Below are 21,899 nucleotides of genomic sequence, written 5' to 3'. Positions count from 1 at the left end.
GTATTGCCATTCCAGGTCATACCGACTTCGCGACTTGAGGCCGCCGATGGGGTGAAATCGGGGTCACCGGCGGCCTACCGAGACGGTCTGAACGGTCACACAACGCCATACAGAGCGGCTTTGGGAATGAACTCGTTCGCAACCTGAACCATCCCCTCCCAGCTGCACGTTTTCCTTGTGTCACCGTTTCGCCGCGGGGAGGTCGTATGACAGCAGGCGCACACGATTCCGTCACGTTGGGCTGCTACGCGCTCGGCGTGCTGGACGCCCACGAAAGACGTGGGGTCGAACAGCATCTCAGCTGGTGCGGGCAGTGCCGCGCGCAGGTAGCTGACTTCAGCCGCGTGCGCAGCGTGCTCGACGGGATACCTCGTGAGGCGCTGGTCGAGGAGCTGCGCCCGGCGCAGCCCCTGCCCATGCCGTCCGAGCTCGTGCTGCAGCGTGCGCTGCGGCAGATCCGCAGCGAGGGCGCCACGCGGGGGGAGATCCCCGCGCCGCGCGCCAGTCCGCAGTCGGAGGTCGTCGAGGACGACGCCGCGCCCGGTCAGCACCGGCGCAGCCGCAAGTCCGCGTACATCGCTGTCGCCGCCGTGGTGGCGGCGATGGCGTTCGGTGCGGGCGCGGTCGTGATGGGGCAGACCGGCACGGAGAAGACGCCCACGGCGCAGCCGCCGTCCAACGTGCTCCAGGACGGTGCGACCAGACGGCTCGTCAACAAGGACTCCAAGACCGGTGTCGACCTCGTCGCGGACGTCACGAACATGCAGGGCTGGGTGAAGATCCAGGTGCAGGTCGCGGGGCTGCCCGCGGGCCAGAGCTGCCAGCTCATCGTCGTCGGCAAGGACGGCAGGCGCGAGGTCGTGAAGGGCTGGGTCAGCACCGAGAAGGCCAGGATCGAAGGCTGGACCGGGAGCGGGTCGGCGTCGATCCCGCCCGCGGACGTCACCGCCGTGTCGATCGAGAACGAAGACGGCAAGAGGTTCGTGACCGCGCAGACGTCGTGAGGCGTCTGCGCGGGTCACCCGCCGTTCACCAGAGCGGTTGCACCATCAGCCAGAAACCGACCACCACGACCATCGACGCGGTGCCGATCGGGGCCCACCGCGACAACAGCCGGCTCACGCGACCCTCCAGCAGGTGTTCCACGCGAGACCGCACCTTCACGAGCAGCAGGCCGACCGCGGTGAGCGTCGCCGCCATCCCCAGGCCGTAGCCGAGCACCAGCAGCACACCGAACCAGGTCCTGCCGAGTGCCGCCGCTCCCAGCAGCACCACCAGCGCCGACGGTGACGGCACCAGCCCGTTCGCGGCGCCCATCCCGATCAGGCTGCTCCGGCTGTACCCGTGCCCATGACCGTGACCGTGGCCGTGTCCATGACCGTGCCCATGGCCGTGTCCGTGCCCGTGCCCATGTCCGACGAGGGACGGTGTGCGCTGCAGAGCGCTCCGCAGCAGCAGAACACCGATGACGGTGATCAGCAGGCCACTCGCGATTCCCAGCCACCGCAGCACGTTCTCGCCGGCGAGCGAGCTGGACGCACTGATGACCAGCCCCAGCACCAGCACACCGCCGGTGTGAGTCACGGTCACCGAGGCACCCACGACGAACGCGTCGCGCGGCCTGCCCTCGCGGCCGGCCAGGTAGGCGGCGATCAAGGTCTTGCCGTGTCCCGGCAACGCCGCGTGCGACGCGCCGAGCACCAGCGACAGCAGCACGGCCAGGAAACCCAGCCACGGCGTGAGGTCGCGCGAGCCGACGATGCCGTTCAGCGCCGCGGCGGCCGAGTTCAGCGTGGTCACGCCACCGGACTCCACCTTCAGCGGTGCGCTGCCCTCGCCGGGTGCGGCCCGCAGTTGCACCGACCGCACGTCCATCGGTGAGGAGAGCAGGTCCTCGGGGTAGTCGCGCAGCTCGTTGGTGACGCTCGTGGTGGGGACCGGCGGGTCGGTGAACGCGACGTCCGTGCCGACGGCGGTGATCTCACGCCAGCCGACCCGGTCGGCGTCACCGGAGTCGGCGAAGTCCAGCCGCACCGGCTTGGTGATGTCGGCGGGCGCGGTCAGCTCGCACACCAGCCTGGTCGTCAGCAGGTCGGCCTGGCCGACCGGCTGGGTCTTCTCGGCGCGCCGCACGGTGAAACGCAGCGCGGAACCGTCCACGGTGGAGCGCAGGCCGCCGACCACGGAACCGCACCACTCGTCGGCGGACCGGGACTTCAGGTTCTGCTGCAGCGTGGGGATCTCCGCGACGTCCACGACGGACAGCACGTCGACCCGGTCCGGGTGCAGGTGCAGACCGTGGTAGTGGTTGACGCTGAAGTTCCCCAGCGGGTGCGCCTCGGCCTTGGAGGTGAGGAAGAAGAACGCCACCAGGACCAAGGCGCTCGCGATGAGGATCCTCAACGCTGCCCCCGCAGCTCGGCGAGCTTGCGGCCCGCGGTGAGCTGGTACAGCGGCGAGAAGTGCGGGTTGAGCCGCAACGCCTCGGCGAGCGACTTCTCGGCCTCGTCGTTGCGCCCCAGGGCGGCGAGGATCATGCCGCGGTGGTAGGCGAACGTGGCGTTGCGCCACCCGAGCGAAGCCGCCTTGTCCGCGAACGTCAGCGCTTCCGCGTCCCGGCCGTTGCGGTGCAGCGCCCACGCCATCGCGTCCGCGACGAACACGGCCTGCCTGCGGCCCCACTCGGCCTCCGCGCGGCGCAACGCCTGCATGCCGTCACCGCGGTCCGCGGCGACCATGGCCGCGGAGAGGTCGTCCGAGGCACCCTCGGACTCCATCAGCCGCTGCTGCTCGGAGAGCACGGTGTACTGCTGCTCGGCCTCGTCCTTGCGACCGGCGGACTCCAGCAGCTCGGCGTACTCGACGACGTACTGCGGCACCGGCGCGCGCTGGACGAGCCGCTGGTATCCCGCCAGCGCTCCGTCCACGTCACCTCGTGCCGCCGCGACCTTCGCCTTTCCCTGGGTGAGCGCCATGTCGTCCTCCCTGGCCGCGAGGCCCTGGTCGTAGTGATCGCTCGCCTCGTCCAGTCGTCCGTTGTCGAAGGCGAGCTCGCCGAGCCGGTAGCGGCAGAAGGCGACGTCGTCCGGGTTCGCGGCGGCGGTGAGCGCGCGGCGCATGGCGTCCTCGGCGGCGGGAACGTCACCGTGCAGTTCGAAGTGGTAGGAGGCGCGGGCGAACGACGCGGTGTTGGGCTTCACGTCGAGCATCCGCTGCACGGCCTGCTGGGCACCCGCGTCGTCACCGAGCTGCGTCAGCGCGTCCGCCAGGACACCGAGCGCCTCGGAGTTGCTGGGCAGTGCCTGCAACGCCTGGTTGGCGAAGTCGCGGGCGGCGCCGAAGTCGTGCCGCGCGTTGGCGAGCTGGCCCTGTCCGATGAGCGCCATGCCGTTGGGGCGGATGGAGGCGGACTTCTGCAGCGCGCCCTGTGCCTTGTTGTAGTAGGACGGATCGGCGGTGACGCGGGAGAGCTCCACGTACACGGCCCCCAGCTCCGCCCAGCCGTTCTCGTCGTTCGGCACCCGGTGCAGGCGTTCCTGCAGCGCGTGGACCGAGCGGTGCATCTGGTTCTCCTGCTTGACGGCCACCGCGACTCCGCTTGGGGGAGAGTCGGAGTCGCGGTGGCCGGTCAGGAGCGCCAGCCCCGCGGCGATGACGAGCATCGCCGCGAGGGCCAGCTTGACTCGGTGTGTCATTTTTTCCCGGACGCGTTACTGGGCGGAGTGCGAACCGTACTTGCGGATCTGGCTCTGGCGCTTGCGCCACAACCAGAAGCCGGCACCGAACAGCACGGCCGTCGCGACCGCGGTCGGCATGGCCATCTTGTCCAGCGCGCTGGAGATGCCGACCGGCGCGACCTGGACGTCCGAGGCGTTGCCCGACGCGTTGACCGCACCGTTGCGCGGCAGGGCCACGTACGGGAAGGCGCCCTCGAAGGCCACGTCGTTCTGGTCGACCTTGTCACCGGTGGCGAGCGCGTCGACGATCTTGCCGGACGCCGCGGCGCCCTCAACGGCCTGGACCGCGATGTCGATCACGTCGTCGCCGAGCCTGCGGCCGTTGGGGAAGCCCTGCAGGTCGCCGCCGATCACGCCGAGCCGGTTCGGCTGAGCCGTCACGGGCACGCCCATGTTGAGCCGCAGCATCTCCGACGCCCGGAACTTCTTCTCGTCGACGTCCTGGTTGTTCAGCTGCGAGTTCAGGTCGACGTCCAGCACCTCGGCGCCGACCTTCTTCGTCACGCCGGTCAGGAAGATCTCCGACAGGTCGTTGCGCGGACCCTTCGGCGCCGGGATCTTGTAGATCGCCTCGATCAGCTTCGGCAGCTCCGGGTCGGTGACCCGGTCGACGAGCTCCTTGACGTTCGCGTCGTCCTTCGGCTCGAGGCCGTTGAACGCGTCCTTCAGACCTGCGGGTGCGACGACCTCGTTGACCAGCGGGTTGCCCAGGCGGGAGACCTGCACGAAGTTGCCTTCGGCCTTCTGCTTGCCCGGCTCCAGCTTGATCGAGCGGCGCTGCGTGGTGCTCCAGATGCCGATGTTCGGGTTCTTGTCGGCCTTGCCGTTCAGCGCGAGCAGCTGCTTGGGCAGCTGGATCGCCAGCGTGTTGACGTTGTAGCCGCGCAGGGTGTCCTGGCCGACCTCGCTCAGGTTGCCGCCGTAGAGCAGGTCGAAGACGCGCAGGTCCGCGAAGAACGCGTCCTCGGCCGGGCCGGCGTAGACCTTCGCGCCGCCCTGCAGGTGCGTGATCGCCTGGTCGCGCAACGCCTTGTAGTCCGGCATGGACGCCGCACCGGTGTTGGAGGGCGCGACCTTGCCGTTGTAGACCAGCTTCGCCTTGTTGTTGCGCATGTCGATGACTTCGAGCTTGTACTTCTGCCTGAACAGCAGATTCTCGTCGTCGAGCGACGTGACCTGGCCGTCGTTGTACAAGAACGTCTTGTTCTTGCGACGGTCATCGGTCTCGAACGTCCAGCGGAACGTCAGGTCCGGCCGCGCGTCGCCGTCGTTGTCGATGTTGACGTCGTACTGCGCGTCGGTGGCCCACGGGAAGAAGTTGGGGCCGCCGTTGGGTTCCTGGAACGGCGAGAAGTTCGCGACGATCGTGACGGTGTCCTGGTGGTCAGGGCTCACGAACGCGTAGAGGTCCGTGTTGTCCACCGCGGGGTCGTTGGCGATCAGCGGGGCCTCGCGGTGGCTCGACGCCACCGCCGAGAACGGGCCGCCGCCGAACAGGACTCCGTTCAGCAGTGTGGCGGCCACCAGCGCGGTCGCCGCGAACTGGCCGCGCCGACCGGCCAGTACGTGCGGTGTTGACATGGTTTTCCTTCCGAGTTTCAGGCGCTGTGCATGATCAGCGAGGGGACCTGGTGGTCGGTGTGGTCGGACCACCGGGACTTGCTGAAGTCCCGGATGCCCTCGACGAGCCGGGCCACGTCCTGTTCCGGTCGGACGACCAGACGGACGAACTGGCTGCTCATGCCTAGTTTGTTGCCGCATTCGCGGATGAGGACCTGGTGCCGTTGCACCAGGAAGTCGCGCAGTTCGCCACCGTCGATGCCGGGAGCGAGCTTGGCCAGCAGGAAGTTCGCCTGCGACGAGAAGACCGTCATCTCAGGCAGCCGGGAAAGCTCCATGCCCATCCGGTAGCGGTCACGGGACAACAGCTGAAGGCTCTCGTGGTATTCCTCGGCGTGCTCCTTGAGCATGAAGACAACGGATTCGGCGAGCGAGTTGAGGTTCCACTTCGGCAGGGTCCGGCGCATCTTCCCGGCGAGACCGGGGTTCGCGACCAGGTAACCGAAGCGGATGCCGTGCAGACCGAAGTTCTTGCCGAGGCTCTTGAGCACCACGACGTTCGGCCTGATCGACGCCTCCGCCGCCACGGATGGGTTTCGCTCCACCTCGACGAAGTCGATGAACGACTCGTCGATCACCACCAGGTCGAGGTCGGCGAGCTCGTCCATGAAGCGGACGATCTCCCGGCGGGGCAGGTAGCCGCCGTCGGGGTTGTTCGGGTTGCACAGCACCGCGACGCGCGACCCGCGAGTGCGGATGAACTTGATGTACGCGTCGATGTCCAGCTCGAAGTTGTCGCTCTCCTGCAGGAGGAACATGTCCACCCGCTTGGAGTTCTCCATCGGCTGGTCGGTCCACCGCCCGAAGGTGGGGATCGGGATGGCGACGCTGTCGTGGATCCAGAGGTGGTCCATCCACGTGATCAGCTCGGTCGACCCGTTCGACATCGCGATCGTGGCGGGGTTGAGCCGCAGCACGTGCGAGAGCTGGTTAGCGATCTTCGTCGCGTCGCTGGGGTAGAACTTGAGAACGGACTCCAGGTTCTTCGCCAGCGTGTTGAACATGTCCGGCGTGGGGAAGTACGGGTTGCACGGGATGCAGAAGTCCACCAGCTCTCGCGTGCCCTCGCCCATGTGCCTGGTCAGCTCGAAGTAGGACGGGCTGTGCGCGGTCTGCTGGAAGAGACCTGTGTCCACACCGTGCCGCACGCGATCACTCCGTCCTGGTCGGGGTCCGAACTCACTCGGGCATACGTGCGGTCGATCAGGTCGGTTCACGGCGGGGTTGCGGCCAGGTCTCGAAGCGGTCTCGCTGCGCAACCTTGCGCACACCGATGCCGCTTGACGTCGGATGTGCCCAGGTGTGGGGTCCGCGAGCCTGGTTCCCATGATCACTCAGCTGATGCTCGCGGTGGCTCTGGAGGCGCCCGTTCCGGTCACCGCCCCCGTCACCGTCCACACCGGACAGATCGAGGGTGCGCAGTTCCGCTGCGACACGGGCGCGCTGGAACGGCACCGTTCTCTTGTACAGCCACGGTTCCTGTCCGGACGGCTGCACACCCGCCGAACCCGCGCTGGTGGCGCAGCCGGCCGCCAAGCCGGAGCTGCTGGCGCTCGCCTCGGCCGTGATCGGCGCGCGAAACCCGCGGCGGATCGACGGGACCCTGTCGATGTGCGGGTCGGTTGCGGCTGTCGCGGAGGCGGTGAAGACGCCCTCCGGCAGGGCCCGGCTCGCGCTCGCGGGCGCGGTGGGCAGCGTGCCGGGCTGGTCACGGGCCCACGAGCCGCGTCCCGTTGATGTCGCGGGCCAGGTCGCCGTGCAACCCCGGCTGGAACACCGGCGTGGACTACCGGCGTCAGCTGATGCTGGCCACCGAGCGTCCGCTGGTGCTGGCGGCCTACCGGGAGGCGGGCCTGGACCTCGGCGCCGACCTGGACCGCCTGGGTGCGGCCGCACGCGTGCCCGCGGACGCGTCAGCGGTCTCGTGGCTGTCGTCCCACGGCACGTTGATCGGTCGTGGGGCCCGGTGGTGACGCTGCACCCGGTCGGTGACACGATTGGGCCCGAACATCAGCCGCGCACGTGACGTTCGTCAACTCTTCGTCGGCCGCGCGGGGCACTGCACGCACACCGCGGCCGAGGAGCTGACCGCGTTGCGCGTGCTGGAGGACCGCATCTCCACCGGGCGCTGGCCGTCGACCGACCCGCGTGCCCTGAACAGGGAAGCAGCCGGTCACGGAGAGTCGTTCCACTCGCTCTACGACTGGACAGTGGACCACACGGGCCCGTCCGCCCCGGCGTTTGTGAAGTGCACACCAGGTCAATTCCTAAGGTGATGCACCTCAATGCCGGGAACTGTCGGTGCTGCCGGATACCCTGGCGGCATCCACACCACCACCTGGGAGAAGGACCCCTGTGACTGCTGAGACCCTGTACGGGGCCGACGACCTCACGCACCTCGAAGGTCTGGAAGCGGTCCGCAAGCGGCCCGGCATGTACATCGGCTCCACCGACAGCCGGGGAATCAACCACCTCTTCACCGAGGTCGTGGACAACTCGACCGACGAGGGCATCGCCGGTCACGCCACGCGAGTCGTCGTCACCCTGCACGCGGACGGCAGCGTCCAGGTCGACGACGACGGTCGCGGCATCCCGACCGGTGTGCACGCCAAGTCCGGTCTGTCCGGTGTGGAGCTGGTGCTGACGCGGCTGCACGCGGGTGGCAAGTTCGGTGGTTCCGGCTACAAGACGTCCGGCGGCCTGCACGGCGTCGGCGCGTCGGCGGTAAACGCGCTGTCGCACCGGTTCGACGTCACCGTGAAGCAGCTCGGCAAGGTGTACCAGATGTCGTTCGCGCACGGGCTTCCCGGCGTGTTCGACGCACCCGGCCCGAAGGCGAAGTTCACCCGCCAGTCCGGTCTCCAGGTGACCGGCAAGATGAAGCGCGGCGAGAAGTCCGGCACCTCGATCCGCTACTGGTACGACGCCCGCTACTTCGAGAACGGCGCCGCGCTCGACGTCGAGGGCGTGCGCGCGAAGCTGCGCAACACCGCGTTCCTCGTGCCCGGCGTCACGTACGTGCTGAAGACCGCGCTGGACGACGCGATCAACGAGGAGGTGTTCCACTACCCGAACGGCCTGTCCGACATGGTGGACTTCCTCGCCCCGTCCGGCGACCGCCCGGTGTCCGGCACGCTGCTGATCACCGGGTCCGGTACGTACCAGGAGAACGCGGCCGACGAGAACGGCGTCATGCGGTCCAAAGTGGAGCGTCACGCCGAGGTCGAGGTGGCGCTGCGCTGGGGCACCGGCTACGACCGCACCGTCGAGTGCTTCACCAACACCATCCGCAACACGCACGGCGGCACGCACCGCCGCGGCTTCGACCGCGCCGTGCTGAAGGCCGTGCAGGACGCGATCTCCAAAACCCGCGGCCTGCTGAAGCCGAAGGAAGACCCACCGACGCTCGACGACGTGCTGGAGGGCATGACGGCCGTCGTGCACGTCCGCATCCCGGAGCCGCAGTTCACGTCGCAGACCAAGGACGAGCTGTCCACCACCGGCATCACCAAGGTGCTGCAGGGCGTCGTCGACCAGCACGTCCGCGCGTGGACCGAGGACCGCAAGACCAAGGTCGAGGCCAAGACCGTGCTGCAGAAGGTCGTCGACGCTTCACGCGTCCGGCTGACCCAGAAGCAGCAGAAGGACGCCGCGCGCCGCAAGACGGCACTCGAGGGCGCCGCGATGCCGCCGAAGCTCGTCGACTGCCGCACGACGGGTATCTCCAGGTCAGAGCTGTTCCTCGTCGAGGGCGACAGCGCGTTGGGTTCGGCGCGCATGGCTCGGGTGTCCGAGTACCAGGCGCTGCTCCCGTTGCGCGGCAAGATCCTGAACGTGCAGAAGGCCAGCCTCGCGGACACGTTGCGCAACGCGGAGATCGCGTCGATCGTGCAGGTGCTCGGCGCGGGCACCGGCCGCACGTTCGACCTGACGACGATGCGCTACGGCCGGGTGATCCTGATGGCGGACGCGGACGTCGACGGCTCGCACATCCGCACGCTGCTGATCACGCTGTTCGCGAAGTACATGCGCCCCGTCATCGAGGACGGCAGGCTGTTCGCCGCGATGCCCCCGCTGCACAAGGTGATGACCAAGGGCCGCAACGCGGAGACGATCTTCACCTTCACCCAGCGCGAGATGGAGCTGAAGGTCGCCCAGCTGGAGAAGACGGGCAAGCAGATCGTCAAGCCCGTGCCGCGGTTCAAGGGCCTCGGCGAGATGGACGCGGACGAGCTGTGGGAGACCACGATGAACCCGGCGACCAGGTCGGTCCGGCGCATCACGATGGATGACGCCGAAGCCGCCGAGGAAGCGCTGGAGCTGCTGATGGGCGAGAAGGTCGAGCCGCGCCGCAACTGGCTCGTCGAGTCCGCGTCCCGCGTCGACCAGTCCGCGATCGACCTGTAGAGAAAGAGTCACTGAGCAATGGCACGCCGCAAGGGAACGACGACCAAGGTCGACCCGTCCGCCTTCGATCGCGCGGGCGCCCAGGTCATGGACAACTCGCTGAAGACCGAGATCGAGGACTCGTACCTCGAGTACGCCTACTCGGTCATCCACTCGCGCGCCCTGCCGGACGCGCGGGACGGCCTGAAGCCGGTGCACCGCCGCATCCTGTACTCGATGCACGAGAACGGGCAGAGGCCGACCAGCCCTTACGTGAAGTGTTCGCGCGTCGTCGGTGATGCGATGGGCAAGTACCATCCACACGGCGACACAGCGATCTACGACGCGCTTGTCCGCATGGCACAGGACTTTTCGCTCAACGAGCCGTTGATCGATGGGCACGGTAACTTCGGTAGCCCAGACGACGGTCCGGCCGCCTCGCGGTACTGCGTGGTGGGTGACACCCGAGTTCGGCTCGCTGACGGGTCCAGCGCACGAATCGGCGACCTGGTGAACCTGCCCGCTGATTCGGAGGCCGACGCGGACTTCGAGGTCCTCGACAAGGACGGCAAGGCCGTCCGGGTTGACAAAGTCTTCAACTCCGGCGTGCACCCCACGTTGCGCATGACCACCAAGTCGGGTTTCTCTTTGCGCGGCAGTGAGAACCACCTCGTGCTGTGCCTGGAAGCCCCGATGGGTGTGCCGCTGTTCCAGTGGCGGCGGCTCGACGAGCTCCAGCCTGGTGCTGTCGTCTGCATCGCGCGCAATGCGTGGTCGCAGATCATCCCGACAGCACGCGAGTACATGCTCGGAGTGCTGGGTGGAGCTTGGGCGTCCGAGGGCTGGGCCAGCGAGACCCGAGCTGGATTCAACAACACCGACGAGCACTTCTTCGGTGAGGTGCTCCACGCGTACGACCAGATCGTGGGTGGTCGTCGGTATGTCTCCGAGCGCGAGACCCGTCGCGATCGCAAGAGGATCCAGGAGATCGACGTCCAGGAATGCGCCGGTGGCATGGACGCGTTCAGGGCCAGCCCGTTGGCGGAGTTCGTAGGCCACCAGGCTCGTGACAAGTTCGTGCCCGAGTTCGTGTGGAACGGCGGCTGGGGAGTCAAGCGGGCGTTCCTGATGGCGGTCTTCGAGGGTGACGGTGGCTGTCGTGTCGCTCCTGACGGGTTCACCATTCAGTACACGTCGTACAGCGAGCGGCTTGCCGGTGAGATCCAGGAGCTGCTGGCGGAGTTCGGTGTGATCGCTGTGCACCGGCGTTACGTCCGGCCGAGCGGGTCGACCGAGCACCGGCTCGTGGTGTCGGGTCTGCGCAACGTCACCGCGTTCGCCGAACGGGTCGGATTCCTCAAGACGAAGCAGGCGAAGCTCAAGAAGCTGCTCAGCCGCTCGCCGCTGCGTCCACACCGGTTGAGTCAGGACGCTGTTCCGTTCGTGGCCGATTTCGTGCGCAACTCTCTCGACTTCGATCGCCGAGGAAGCGGTCGCAAGTGGTTGACGCAGCACAACTTCGACCGGATCGAACGGTGGGAGACCGAGCGGTTGCGGATCATCGATCGAATCAAGGATCCTGAAATCCTTGCCACGATCCTGCCCATCATGGACTCGGGCTACCGCTTCGAAGCGGTGACCGGGATCGAGTCGGGTGAACCCGCCGAGGTGTACTCGGTGCGGGTCGTCACGGAGGACCACTCGTTCCTCGCCGGCGGGTTCGTCAACCACAACACCGAAGCCCGGATGTCGCACGCCGCGATGCAGCTCACCGGTGAGCTGAACGAGGACACAGTCGACTTCCGCCCGACCTACGACGGCTCGTTGCTCGAACCGACGGTGCTGCCGGCGGCGTTCCCGAACCTGCTGGTCAACGGCACGTCGGGCATCGCGGTCGGCATGGCGACGAACATGATCCCGCACAACCTGGGCGAGGTGGTCGCGGCCGCGCGGTGGCTGATCACGCACCCGGACGCGAGCCTCGACAAGCTGATGGAGTTCATCCCGGGGCCGGACCTGCCGACCGGCGGCCAGCTGCTGGGCCTGGACGAGGTGCGCAAGGCGTACGAGACCGGGCGCGGCGTGGTCCGCATGCGCGCCAAGGTCGAGATCGGCCCGCTGGAGGGCAGTCGAGGCCGTCAGGCGATCACCGTCGTCGAGATCCCGTACGGCGTCGGGCCGGAGCGGATCATCGAGAAGATCACCGACGAGGTCAACAAGTCCAAGCGGCTCACCGGCATCGCGGACGTCAAGGACCTCACCGACCGCGAGAACGGCACGCGGCTGGTCATCGAGTGCAAGGTGGGTGTGAACCCGCAGGCGCTGCTCGCCGACCTGTACCGGCTGACGCCGATGGAGCAGTCGTTCGGCATCAACAACCTGGTGCTCGTCGACGGCCAGCCGCAGACGCTGGGGCTCAAGGAGCTGCTCGAGGTCTTCCTCAGGCACCGCTACGAGGTCGTCACGCGGCGCACGAAGTTCCGCCGCCGCAAGCGCGAGGACCGGCTGCACCTGGTCGAGGGCCTGCTGCTGGCGCTGCTGGACATCGACAAGGTCATCAGGCTGATCCGCGGCAGCGAGAACGCGCAGGCCGCCAAGGACGGCCTGATGAAGCAGTTCAAGCTGTCCGAGATCCAGGCGACCTACATCCTCGACACGCCGCTGCGCCGCCTCACCAAGTACGACAAGCTCGAGCTGGAGGCGGAGCAGGACAGGCTCCGCCAGGAGATCGCCGAGCTGTCCGCGATCCTCGACGACGAGTCGGTGCTGCGGAAGCTGGTGTCCTCGGAGCTCGCGGCCGTCGCGAAGGAGCTCGGCGGCGAGCGCCGCACGTCGCTCATCGACGGCGACCTCAAGGAGGTGCTGGCGGCGTCCAAGCCGGCCGGGCCGCTGGAGGTCGCGGACGATCCGTGCCAGGTGATCCTGTCGGCGACGGGGCTCGTGGCCCGCACCGCGGCGGAGTCGGAGGAGGTCTCCGAGGGCAAACGCCGCGCGGGCCGGGTGAAGCACGACGCGGTCTCCGCGGTCGTGCACTCGACCGCCCGCGGCCAGGTGCTGCTGGTGACGAACCTCGGCCGCGGCTTCAAGACCGACGTGCTGCCGCTGCCGGTGCTGCCGGAGCAGAGCGGCACGGTGTCGCTGCGCGGCGGCATGGCGGCGTCCGAGCTGGTGCCGCTGGAGAAGGGCGAGAAGGTCCTCGGCATCGCGCCGCTGACCGACACGGACTCACCGGGCCTGGCGCTGGGCACGCGGCAGGGCGTCGTGAAGGTGTGCGCCCCCGAGTGGCCGGTGCGCTCCGACGAGTTCGAGGTCATCAGCCTGAAGGAGGGCGACGAGGTCATCGGCGCCACCTGGCTCACCGACGGCTCGGAGACCATGGCGTTCGTCTCGTCCGACTCGTCGCTGCTCCGCTACGACGCGAAGCTCGTGCGTCCGCAGGGCCTCAAGGGCGGCGGCATGGCGGGCATCAACCTGTCCGGTGACGCGCACGCGGTGTTCTTCGCCGCGATCCGCACGGACGACGAGGAACACGGCTCGCCGATGGTCGTCACCTCGTCCGGCCAGAGCGTGAAGGTCACGCCGTTCGCCGAGTACCCGGCCAAGGGACGCGCCACGGGCGGTGTCCGCTCGCAGCGCTTCCTCAAGGGCGAGTCGCACCTGGTGCTGGCGTGGATCGGCTCGCGCCCGGCCGGCGCGTCGGAGAACGGCACGCCGGTCGAGCTGCCCGAGGTCGATCCCCGGCGTGACGGTTCCGGTCACGCGCATCCGGGTCCGGACGTGGTGGGCCACCTGATCGAACGCAACTAGCCGCCTACTTGGACTCGACGTGTCCGAGCGGGTGGGGTCCGGCCGTCAGCGCGTCACGCGTTGACGGCCAGGCGGAGTCACCGGGGTAGAGCTCCGTGCGGAGGTAGGCCCAGGTGAGTCGCTGGACCGCGGCGACTCGCTCGGGGTTCTCGTCCGTGGTCTCGGCGACGTCGTACCCGGAGACCCCGCCCAGCCCGTGCTCCGCGTCGAACAGGGTGAGCAGGGTCTTGGGTCCGGGGGAGAGGAAGTACGGGTCGGTGTGCCATTCCGCGCCCCGCACCGTCAGGTGGGTGGAGGTGTCCTTGTCGCCGGCGACCACGAGCGCGGGCGTCGACATCGCGGAGAAGTCCGTCGACACGAAGAAGGCGTAGTTCTCGGCCACGAAGTCGGTGACGGCGTCGCCTCCTCTGCCGGGCGCAGCGAGCAGCACGCCCGCCTTGATCCGGGGCTCGGCCAGGTTCACCACTGTTCCGTCGTGGGGATCGGTGAGTCGCGCGCCCAGCAGCAGGCTCGCGGTGTGCCCGCCCATCGAGTGCCCGGCCACGGCGACCCTGCTCCGGTCCAGGCGGCCGAGCAGCTGCGGGACGGCGGCCTCGATGTCGTCGAGCCGGTCGAGGATGCGCGTCATGTCCTGGGCTCGCGAGCGCCAGTAGAGCGGAGCCTCGGGGTCGTCGGGACTCAGGCTCAGCGTCGTCGAGCTCAGGTGGGTCGGCTGGATCACGACGAAGCCGTGCGCCGCCCAGAAGTTGACGAGCGGGGCGTAGCCGTTCAGCGAGGAGAGGTGGTTCGAGTAGCCCTGTCCGTGGGAGAGCAGGATGATCGGCAGCCCGCTCCCGGTCACGGGCGCGGAGACCCGCACCTGCAGGTCCACGCTGCGGCCCGGAGCCGGCAGCACCACCGGACTCACGGAGAGGACAGGGGTGGGCGGGCTGAGGGGGTCGTGAGTCGATTCGGTCATGATGTGCGGTTCCCTTTGCTGGGCCGGGGCGTCGCGCTTCGGTTACGCTCTAAACGGAGCGGTGTTCCGGAACGATACGGAGCAGTGTTCCGCTTTGTCAACGCCGTCCGGAAGGAGAGCGCGGGTGTCCACGCCGAGCCAGTCGTCGGGGGAGGTGCCGGTCAGGAGCAAGCGGGCCGACGCCGTGCGCAACCAGCAGACGCTGCTCGCCGCGGCCGCCGCGGTGTTCGTCACCTCCGGCGTCGACGCGCCGATCCGTGAGATCGCGGCCAAGGCCGGTGTCGGGATGGGGACGATCTACCGCCACTTCCCGACACGGGCGGATCTCGTCGTCGCCGTCTACCGCCACCAGGTCGAGGCCTGCGCCGAGGCCGGTCCTGCCCTGCTCGCCGGCACGGACTCCCCGTTCGCGGCACTCCGCCAGTGGGTCGGTCTCTTCGTCGACTTCCTGGTCACGAAACACGGCCTCGCCAACGCGCTGCAGTCGGACAGCAGCGGCTTCGAAGCGCTGCACACCTACTTCCTCGACCGCTTGGTGCCCGTCTGCACGCGGCTGCTCGACGCCGCGGTCGAGGCAGGCGAGATCCGGCCCTGTACGCAGGCCTACGAACTGATGCGCGGTATCGGAAACCTCTGCGTCGGACGTGACAGCGACCCGCGCTACGACCCGCGCCGGTTGGTCGAACTGCTCCTCCAGGGCCTGCGGCGACCTGATGTCGACGCTGGAAAGCGGTAAGACGCTGAAAGCCACCTTCACCGCACTCGACGTGGTGAAGGTGGCTTTCGGAGAAAATGCGCGTCAGCTGACGATGACCGACGCCTCCAGCTTGGCCTCGGCCACAATCCGGGCGGCCTCGTCCATGGCGATGTCCCGCAGTTCGGCCAGCGCGCGCAGAGCCTCGGCCCGGCGCAGCGACATGGCGAGCCGGAAGTCCTCCTTGGCCTCCTCGCGCTTGGCCGCGGCCTCGTCTTCCAGGTCGTGCTGCCGCGCCTCGGCCTCCGCGACGATCATCAGCGCCTTGATCTGCGCGTCCCGCACGACCTCGCGGCGTTCCTCCTCGGCCAGCTGGACCATGCGGGCGAGTCGTTCGGGCAGTCCCTTGGGGTCGATCGGGGTCAGGCAGATGCGGTGGAGTCCCTCCTGCAGCACGGAGTTCTCCTCCTGCAGCGCCTTGAGCCTGTTGGCCAGCACCTCCACCCGCGCCTCGGCGGCGTCCCGGTCGGCCGTCACCAGCCGCAGGTCGGTTTCGAGCTCCGCGACGTAGTCGTCGACTTCCGTGCGGTCGTACCCGCGCCATCGCAACCCGAACCACGTTCGCAGCGGTACGAGCTCTGTCCTGCTCTCGACGGTCACCGGTCTGCCTCCTCTGCCTCCCACGTGTCGTCTTGGTGGGGAGTACGTACTGGTGGATGGATCGGTTCGGGAAAAAGCGATGGGCGACAATTGACGTTGTGCGAAATCGAGACGAGAAATGTCCTTGCGGCAGCAATCAGTCCTATGCGGACTGTTGTGGAGCGCTGCATTCCGGCGAGCGCACCGCCGCCACCGCGGAGCAGTTGATGCGGTCGCGCTACAGCGCGTTCGCCGTCGCGGACGAGGCCTACCTGCTGCGCACGTGGCACCCTTCGAAGCGGCCGTCGGACCTCGACCTCGACCCAGGTCAGCGGTGGACCGGGCTGGAAATTCTGGGCACGTCGGGCGGTGGGCTCTTGCAGAACGAGGGCACGGTGGAGTTCCGTGCACAGTCGACGGACGGTGTGGTGCACGAGGTGAGCAGGTTCGTGCGCGACGGCGGTCAATGGGTCTACCTCGAGGGGACGCACCGGTGAAGATCGCGGCACGGTTCAACGGTCCGCCGGGCTCCGGCAACGGCGGCTACGTCGCCGGTCTGCTCGCCCAGGAGGTCGACGCCGGGGACGCGGTGTCCGTGCGCCTGCGCGTGCCGCCGCCGCTGGAGACACCGCTGCACGTGCACTTCGACGGTGCCGCGGCCGAGCTGCGCGAAGGCGACGTCGTCGTGGCCAGGGCCGAGCCCGCTGACCTGGAGTTCGAGCTGCCGAAGCTCCCGTCGCTGGACGAGGCGCGAGCCGCCGCGGCCGCGGTGCCGCCGCGCACCGAGCACCCGTTCCCGACGTGCTTCGGCTGCGGTCCGGACCGCCCGCCCGGCGAGGCCGTCGGCGCGCTGCTGGGGCAGGTCGACGACGTGCTGTGGGCCGGCGTGTGGCGGCCGGGCCCGCTGCTGCCGCACGAGGGCGGCCGCGTCGCGCCGGAGGTCGTCTGGGCGGCGCTCGACTGTCCCTCCGCGCAGCCCGTTGCTCCGGACGGGGGACCCGCACACGTTCTGGGGACGCTGACAGCTCGGTTGGAGCACCCTGTGGCGCTGGACGCCGATCACCTGCTGCTCGCGTGGGCACTCGGCCGCGAGGGGCGAAAGGCCTGGTCAGCATCGGCGATCGTAAACTCGGACGGCCAGGTGTGCGGTGTCGCGAAAGCGGTGTGGATCTCGATCGGATGACGCCAAATAACACGACCGGGTGACGGCTCGGTAGCATCGCAGGCCGTTACTCGACTGATCCGAAAGGGCGAGTGGACGGGATGGCCTGGAGGTGATCGGGCGCTTGATGGGCCGACGTGCCGCCCACGGCAGCCAAGCAGCGCAGCAGCAGTCTCAACCCGCCGAACAGCAGCCGCCGGAGCCCCAGCCAGTGAGGGCTACGTACTCGGCGAACTTCGTGGGTGCGACTTTGGTGATCGGTCCTCCCGAGGGACCGTCCCAGGCGGCTAGCGCGCTGGCCAGAGCCATGCCCGTCGACCGGGGCCGGACGGTCGTGGTCGTGGACTTCCCGTCCGCGGACCAGAACGCGTTCTGGCCGTCGGTCGCCACCGCGCTCGGCGGTCGCGGACCGGTCCGGGTGGCGGTGTCGCACGCGGGCAGCATGCGGCCGACCGCGCCCGGCCAGTGGCTCGCCGACCAGCTGCAGACCGAGGTCGTCGCGCCGGACGGCGTGCTGACGACCGTGCCGGGTGCCGCGTTCGTCGTGGGGACGCAGGGCTACGGCAGCTGGCTGAAGTTCCTGCCCGGCGCGTCGCCGATGCCGTTCGGCAGGCGCTTCCCGGTGCCGCAGTGGGAGGCGATGGACCCGAACTCGCCGTGGCCGACGGGCGAGGTGGGCATCTCGGAGCCGATCCCGGCCGGGCTGTGGCTGCGCGCTCAGCAGCCCGCGTTCGACCCCGGTGCGCCGGACGCGCGTCCGATCGTCGCGCTGCCGTGCCGTGACAACGTGCTGACCGTCGTCGTCGGCGGGCCGGGCCAGGCGCCCATCCCGACCGACGAGGTGTGCCGTCTGCTGACCGCGCTGCCGTTCGCGGCGCGGTCGCGGGTGCGGCTCGTCCCGTACGGCACGGACACGGCGGTCGGCAGGCTGGTCGCGGACCAGCTCGGTGAGTCGATCTTCATGTACACCGGCCTGCCGGTGGGCAACCTGCGCAACGGCCCCGGTGCCGCGGTCGTGGCCGTCGACCCGCGCGGCCAGCAGACGTGGCGCCCGTTCGTCACCGAGGTGCGCTGCTCGCCGTTCGAGGAGGTGCCGGTCGTCTCCGGCTACCGCCCGCCGGTGCAGGGACTGAACGAGGTCGCACCCGGTGTGTTCGGGCTCGGCGACGGCGTGGTGCTGGAGGTCGTGCCGTCCGGTCTGTGGGTGCGCGAGTCCGCCGAGCCGTTCAACGCGGCCGAGGTCCGCTCGCAGCCCGTCGACCCGGAGTGGGCGCGCCTGACCGTCGGCACGCCCGGCCGGACCACGCCCGGCGCGGTGGCCGTGTCCGGTGCGGCTCTGGTCGAACGGCTGGAGCCCGAGGTGCGCAAGCTGCTGCGGGTCGTGTTCTGCGACTCGACGGTTCGCGCGCCGGAGATGCCGGTGTTCGCGCCCGCTCCTCCGCCTCCTCCGCCGGTGCCCCGCCAGGAGCAGCCGGCACCCCTGCCTCAGCACTCGGCTCCCGCGCATGCCGCGGTGTCCGAGCCTGAGGAGGAGGTCATCGAGTGGCCGGAGTGGCGCTTCCGCCTCGACGGCCCGCTCGCGCCGGTGCCGCTGGCGTCGTGGGAGGTGCCGCCGCAGACCCCGAGCGACCGCGAGATGGTCCTGCCGGACCACCGCAGCACGGAGACCGAGCGCGACGCCGTCCGGCGCGCGCTGGGGGAGCGGTACGCCCCGCACGCGGCGACCGTGTGCCGGCTGCTCGCGCAGCGCGAGGAGGGCGAGGAGGACCCGCAGGCGTTCGAGGCGATGGTCACTGACCTGACCGCGCTCGTGTCGTGCCTGTCGCAGGACGAGGAGATGGTCACCGAGACGCTGCGCATCGGACGGCTCGGCAGGCTGCGCCCGTACGTGGCGTGCATCGTGTCCGCGCTGTCGCGGCTGCCGCTGCACAACGGCGTCACGGTGTGCTGGGGTGCGTCCGGCCCGACGGGCCCGAAGCGCTACCGCACCGGTGACGTGCTCGTGGAGCACGGCCTGCTCGACACCAGCGCGCACCCGGCGCAGCGCGTCGACGGCCGCACCGAGTACCTGGTGTGGTCGGTCAGCGGCCGGCGCGTCGAGGTGACCGACCGGGTCGCGATCGCCACGCAGGAGCGGGTCATCTTCCCGCCCGGCACGGCGTTCCGCGTGCTCGCCGTGATCGAGCAGGAGGACGACCAGCCGATGCAGGTCGTGCTGCAGGAGCTGGCCGGTCCGCAGGCCGACCAGGAGATCGCCGCGATGCGGCCCAGCGTGCTGTCGCAGCTGGAGCGGGCGGGGTCGGCGCTGCGCGCGATTCCGCGGACCGCGGCGGTGGAGGCCTGACCGCGCACCTCGGCATCCGCTACGCGGAACCGCCTTTCGGTGAACGGCGGTTCCGCGCGCCCGAGCTGGTGCTCGACGGCGTTGCCCGTGGTGCGTTCGGGCCCATCTCGCCGCAGTCGGCGGAACTCGACGGAGCGCCGGTGTGGCGGCCGGGGGACACCGACGTCCTCACCCTCAACCTGTGGACAACTGCCCTGGAACCGTCGGTTGGTGGCCCGGAATTGTCGGTGTCGCCTGGGATGATCAAATCAAGGGATCCCCTTGGCGGGGACCCCCGCGACGCGTTGCCCACCAGCGACGCGTTGCCCGCCGGCGGGCGGCCGGTGCTGCTGTGGCTGCACGGCGGCGCGAACACGTTCGGCTCCTCCGCGCAGCCCGAGTACGACGGCACCGCGCTGGCGGACATGGGCCTGGTCGTCGTCACGTGCAACTTCCGCATCGGCTTCGAGGGCTTCGGCCACGTGCCGGGCGCCCCGCACAACCGCGCGCTCCTCGACGTCGAGGCCGTGTTGCGCTGGATCCGGCACCGCGTCCACGAGTTCGGCGGCGACCCCGGCAACGTCACGGTCGCAGGCCAGTCCGCGGGCGCCCAGCTCGTGGCCTGCCTGCTCCAGCACCCGAAAGGCCTGTTCCACAAGGCGATCGCGCACAGCATGCCCGGCCGCTACTTCGACGAGGAGACCGCGAAGGCGATCGCGGCGCGCATCGACGCCAGCACGCCCGAGTCCGCCGTGCGCACCGGCGACGCGATCACCGAGGACGTGCTGGCCGAACCCCTCTACCAGCCGGTCGTCGAGACGAAGCCGCACGAGGGCCGGCTCGACCGCACCATCCCGCTCCTGGCGTGCCACACGTCCGAAGAGGACGAAGCGCTGTTCCGGGAACCCACCCGCAGGCTCGCCGAGAACCACGGCAACGCCCACCAGGCGACGTTTCCCGGCGGCCACGGCGCCGATCTGCCGTCCATGTTCGCCGACAGCGACGTCAGCCGCGCGTGGGTGAAATTCGCGCGAACCGGGAACCCGGGATGGGTACCGTCCGAGGTGTGCAGACTGAACGGCTCGACATCCGCGCCCTGACCCCGGACGACGCGAAGGCGTGCCACTCCTACCAGTCCCTGCTCGAGGTCACGACCTACCTGTACGAGGATCCGCGCAGCCTCGAGGAGACCGAGCAGTGGATCGCCCGCGCGACCACGGGTGACCGGGACAGCTTCGTCCTCATCCGCAGGGACACCGGCGAGCTCATCGGTGACATCGGTATCTGGCCGGGTGAACACGGCAACGCCGAGTTCGGCTACGTGTTGCACCCGGCCCACCAAGGCCACGGGTTCGCGACGGAGGCGGTCAGGGAGCTGGTGCGGTTCGGCTTCTCCGAACGCGGCTATCGCCGACTCGTCGCGCGGATCGACGGACGCAACGACGCGTCGCGGAAGTTGTTGGAGCGGTTGAACTTCCGGCGTGAGGCGCACTTCGTGCGCAACGAGCTCGTCAAGGGCGAGTGGACCGACGAGATGGTCTTCGCGATGCTCGACGAGGAGTGGGCTCACTCCGTGGAGAGGCCCAAGGTCCCGTCCTGACGGGGCACGCACGACGCCGCGGCCGACGAGGTCGCCAGGAACTCGGTGAGGCAGCGGCCGATCTCGGCATGACCGCGCGCATTGGGGTGGAACGACTCCTGCAGCACGTGCGACTTGCGGTTGTCGTCGCGGATGCCGTCCCAGTCGACGGCCAGGCGGTTGAACCACTCCGACGACGCGTCGGAGCCACCGACGCACGCCTCGTGCTGCTCGCCCGCGCGGGCCAGGTCGAGGAAACGCGCGTGCGTCTTCTCGGCCGCCGTGCGCAGGCCGAGTGACAGGTCGTACACCGCGTTGTCGCGCACCCACTTCACGTCGTTGGAGCGCAGCGGGCAGCCGGAGAGGTTCTGCAGGCGAGCGGGCAGGCCCGGACCGACCGGCGCCGCGTACGACTGGACCACCAGCGTGTACGACGAGTCCAGGTAGCCGGCGTCGCGCATGGTCTGGCGGACGGTGTTCAGCGCGTTCTGCACCTTCGGCACCATCCTCTGCACGCGCGTCTGCCACTCGCGCGCCCACGCCGTCGCGCAGTCCGCGCGCCGCACCCACGCCTCGACGCACTTGTTCAGCACCTCGGAGAACCGCGGGTCGTCGTTCGCGCCGATCGCGACGACGATCGTGGTCACCCGCGATCGCGCGGCCAGCTGGCGCAGCGCGGGGATCTGATCCGCGCGCAGCTTCTCCGAGTTCGCCCCCGAGCACGCCAGGTTCACCGCGCGATCCGTGTCCGCGGCCGTCTTCAGCACCGAGGCGTTGCGCGAGCGGTGGCACCAGTTGTTGTTCTCGCCGTTCGTGCCCGGCTCGTAGTCACCGGCGCCCTCGCCGGACATCGTGCTGTCACCCAGCCCCACCAGCACGGTGTCCGCGCTGCCACCCGGCCCGGCGGGCGGCGGAAACGGGTGATCGCTCACGATCAGCAGGATCGCGAGCAGGGGAACCCCGACCAGTACCGTGAGAACGCGTCGCATCGCGG

Annotated in this window: 18 protein-coding genes; 11 read left to right on the top strand and 7 right to left on the bottom strand. The window is 69.4% G+C overall.

Annotated features, from left to right (window positions below):
* Nucleotides 1-206: 206 nt before the first annotated feature.
* Complete coding sequence (locus FKR81_RS10695; RefSeq protein WP_146350842.1) at nucleotides 207-1,004, top strand: anti-sigma factor family protein; 798 nt, start codon at nucleotides 207-209, stop codon at nucleotides 1,002-1,004.
* Between the two features lie 25 nt (nucleotides 1,005-1,029).
* On the opposite strand, the gene FKR81_RS10690 is transcribed toward FKR81_RS10695, so the two are convergent.
* Genes FKR81_RS10690 through FKR81_RS10675 form a run of 4 tightly spaced genes read right to left on the bottom strand, consistent with a single transcriptional unit; the run spans nucleotide 1,030 to nucleotide 6,505 of the window.
* Nucleotides 1,030-2,403 carry a nickel/cobalt transporter gene (locus FKR81_RS10690; RefSeq protein ID WP_235921448.1) on the bottom strand — a complete coding sequence of 458 codons (1,374 nt, stop codon included), beginning with the start codon at nucleotides 2,401-2,403 and terminating at the stop codon, nucleotides 1,030-1,032.
* Nucleotides 2,400-3,695, bottom strand: a complete 1,296-nt coding sequence (locus FKR81_RS10685) for a tetratricopeptide repeat protein (protein ID WP_146350841.1) — start codon at nucleotides 3,693-3,695, stop codon at nucleotides 2,400-2,402. Before FKR81_RS10685 ends, FKR81_RS10690 begins: the two co-directional genes overlap by 4 nt.
* 15 nt (nucleotides 3,696-3,710) lie before the next feature.
* The gene (locus FKR81_RS10680; RefSeq protein ID WP_146350840.1) at nucleotides 3,711-5,318 is read right to left on the bottom strand and encodes a DUF4331 domain-containing protein; all 1,608 of its coding nucleotides are present in this window, start codon (nucleotides 5,316-5,318) and stop codon (nucleotides 3,711-3,713) included.
* 17 nt (nucleotides 5,319-5,335) lie between these two features.
* On the bottom strand, nucleotides 5,336-6,505 hold the full coding sequence (locus tag FKR81_RS10675) for a pyridoxal phosphate-dependent aminotransferase (RefSeq protein WP_222598219.1): 1,170 nt from the start codon (nucleotides 6,503-6,505) through the stop codon (nucleotides 5,336-5,338).
* Nucleotides 6,506-7,093: 588 nt separating this feature from the next.
* On the opposite strand from FKR81_RS10675, the gene FKR81_RS10670 reads away from it, so the two are divergent.
* The 4 genes from FKR81_RS10670 (at nucleotide 7,094) to FKR81_RS45965 (ending at nucleotide 13,550) form a co-directional block, all read left to right on the top strand.
* The gene (locus tag FKR81_RS10670; protein ID WP_146350839.1) at nucleotides 7,094-7,330 is read left to right on the top strand and encodes a hypothetical protein; all 237 of its coding nucleotides are present in this window, start codon (nucleotides 7,094-7,096) and stop codon (nucleotides 7,328-7,330) included.
* 15 nt (nucleotides 7,331-7,345) lie between these two features.
* Nucleotides 7,346-7,633, top strand: a complete 288-nt coding sequence (locus FKR81_RS10665; RefSeq protein WP_146350838.1) for a hypothetical protein — start codon at nucleotides 7,346-7,348, stop codon at nucleotides 7,631-7,633.
* Nucleotides 7,634-7,712: 79 nt separating this feature from the next.
* The gene (locus FKR81_RS10660) at nucleotides 7,713-9,764 is read left to right on the top strand and encodes a DNA gyrase/topoisomerase IV subunit B (protein ID WP_146350837.1); all 2,052 of its coding nucleotides are present in this window, start codon (nucleotides 7,713-7,715) and stop codon (nucleotides 9,762-9,764) included.
* Between the two features lie 18 nt (nucleotides 9,765-9,782).
* The gene (locus tag FKR81_RS45965; RefSeq protein WP_146350836.1) at nucleotides 9,783-13,550 is read left to right on the top strand and encodes a DNA gyrase subunit A; all 3,768 of its coding nucleotides are present in this window, start codon (nucleotides 9,783-9,785) and stop codon (nucleotides 13,548-13,550) included.
* Nucleotides 13,551-13,554: 4 nt separating this feature from the next.
* Here FKR81_RS45965 and FKR81_RS10650 read toward each other — a convergent pair whose 3' ends face one another.
* Nucleotides 13,555-14,508 carry an alpha/beta hydrolase family protein gene (locus tag FKR81_RS10650; protein ID WP_146350835.1) on the bottom strand — a complete coding sequence of 318 codons (954 nt, stop codon included), beginning with the start codon at nucleotides 14,506-14,508 and terminating at the stop codon, nucleotides 13,555-13,557.
* Nucleotides 14,509-14,632: 124 nt separating this feature from the next.
* On the opposite strand from FKR81_RS10650, the gene FKR81_RS10645 reads away from it, so the two are divergent.
* The gene (locus tag FKR81_RS10645) at nucleotides 14,633-15,244 is read left to right on the top strand and encodes a TetR/AcrR family transcriptional regulator (RefSeq protein WP_235921447.1); all 612 of its coding nucleotides are present in this window, start codon (nucleotides 14,633-14,635) and stop codon (nucleotides 15,242-15,244) included.
* A 63-nt stretch (nucleotides 15,245-15,307) separates the two neighbouring features.
* On the opposite strand, the gene FKR81_RS10640 is transcribed toward FKR81_RS10645, so the two are convergent.
* Entirely contained in the window at nucleotides 15,308-15,862 is a 555-nt protein-coding gene (locus FKR81_RS10640; protein WP_146350833.1) for a DivIVA domain-containing protein, read from the bottom strand.
* Between the two features lie 56 nt (nucleotides 15,863-15,918).
* On the opposite strand from FKR81_RS10640, the gene FKR81_RS10635 reads away from it, so the two are divergent.
* The 5 genes from FKR81_RS10635 to FKR81_RS10615 all read left to right on the top strand — a co-directional run bounded on the left by FKR81_RS10635 (nucleotide 15,919) and on the right by FKR81_RS10615 (nucleotide 20,926).
* Nucleotides 15,919-16,338: a YchJ family protein gene (locus FKR81_RS10635; protein WP_146350832.1), complete on the top strand. Its 420-nt coding sequence runs from the start codon at nucleotides 15,919-15,921 to the stop codon at nucleotides 16,336-16,338.
* Nucleotides 16,335-17,024, top strand: coding sequence for a hypothetical protein (locus FKR81_RS10630; RefSeq protein WP_146350831.1), 690 nt, complete (start codon nucleotides 16,335-16,337; stop codon nucleotides 17,022-17,024). Before FKR81_RS10635 ends, FKR81_RS10630 begins: the two co-directional genes overlap by 4 nt.
* 232 nt (nucleotides 17,025-17,256) lie before the next feature.
* The gene (locus tag FKR81_RS44945) at nucleotides 17,257-19,347 is read left to right on the top strand and encodes a hypothetical protein (RefSeq protein ID WP_146350830.1); all 2,091 of its coding nucleotides are present in this window, start codon (nucleotides 17,257-17,259) and stop codon (nucleotides 19,345-19,347) included.
* The gene (locus tag FKR81_RS10620; protein ID WP_146351176.1) at nucleotides 19,344-20,426 is read left to right on the top strand and encodes a carboxylesterase family protein; all 1,083 of its coding nucleotides are present in this window, start codon (nucleotides 19,344-19,346) and stop codon (nucleotides 20,424-20,426) included. Before FKR81_RS44945 ends, FKR81_RS10620 begins: the two co-directional genes overlap by 4 nt.
* Nucleotides 20,393-20,926 (top strand): GNAT family N-acetyltransferase, encoded by a 534-nt coding sequence (locus FKR81_RS10615; protein WP_235921445.1) that lies wholly within the window; start codon nucleotides 20,393-20,395, stop codon nucleotides 20,924-20,926. Before FKR81_RS10620 ends, FKR81_RS10615 begins: the two co-directional genes overlap by 34 nt.
* Here FKR81_RS10615 and FKR81_RS10610 read toward each other — a convergent pair.
* A complete protein-coding gene (locus tag FKR81_RS10610; protein WP_146350828.1) occupies nucleotides 20,893-21,894 on the bottom strand; it encodes a GDSL-type esterase/lipase family protein in 1,002 nt (333 codons plus the stop codon). The genes FKR81_RS10615 and FKR81_RS10610 overlap by 34 nt on opposite strands.
* Nucleotides 21,895-21,899: the final 5 nt, after the last annotated feature.

Origin of the sequence: Lentzea tibetensis, from assembly GCF_007845675.1 — a bacterium.
In the GTDB taxonomy this organism is placed as follows: domain Bacteria; phylum Actinomycetota; class Actinomycetes; order Mycobacteriales; family Pseudonocardiaceae; genus Lentzea; species Lentzea tibetensis.
Note: the sequence above shows the minus strand (reverse complement) of the source record. Positions and strands in the feature narration are given on the sequence as shown.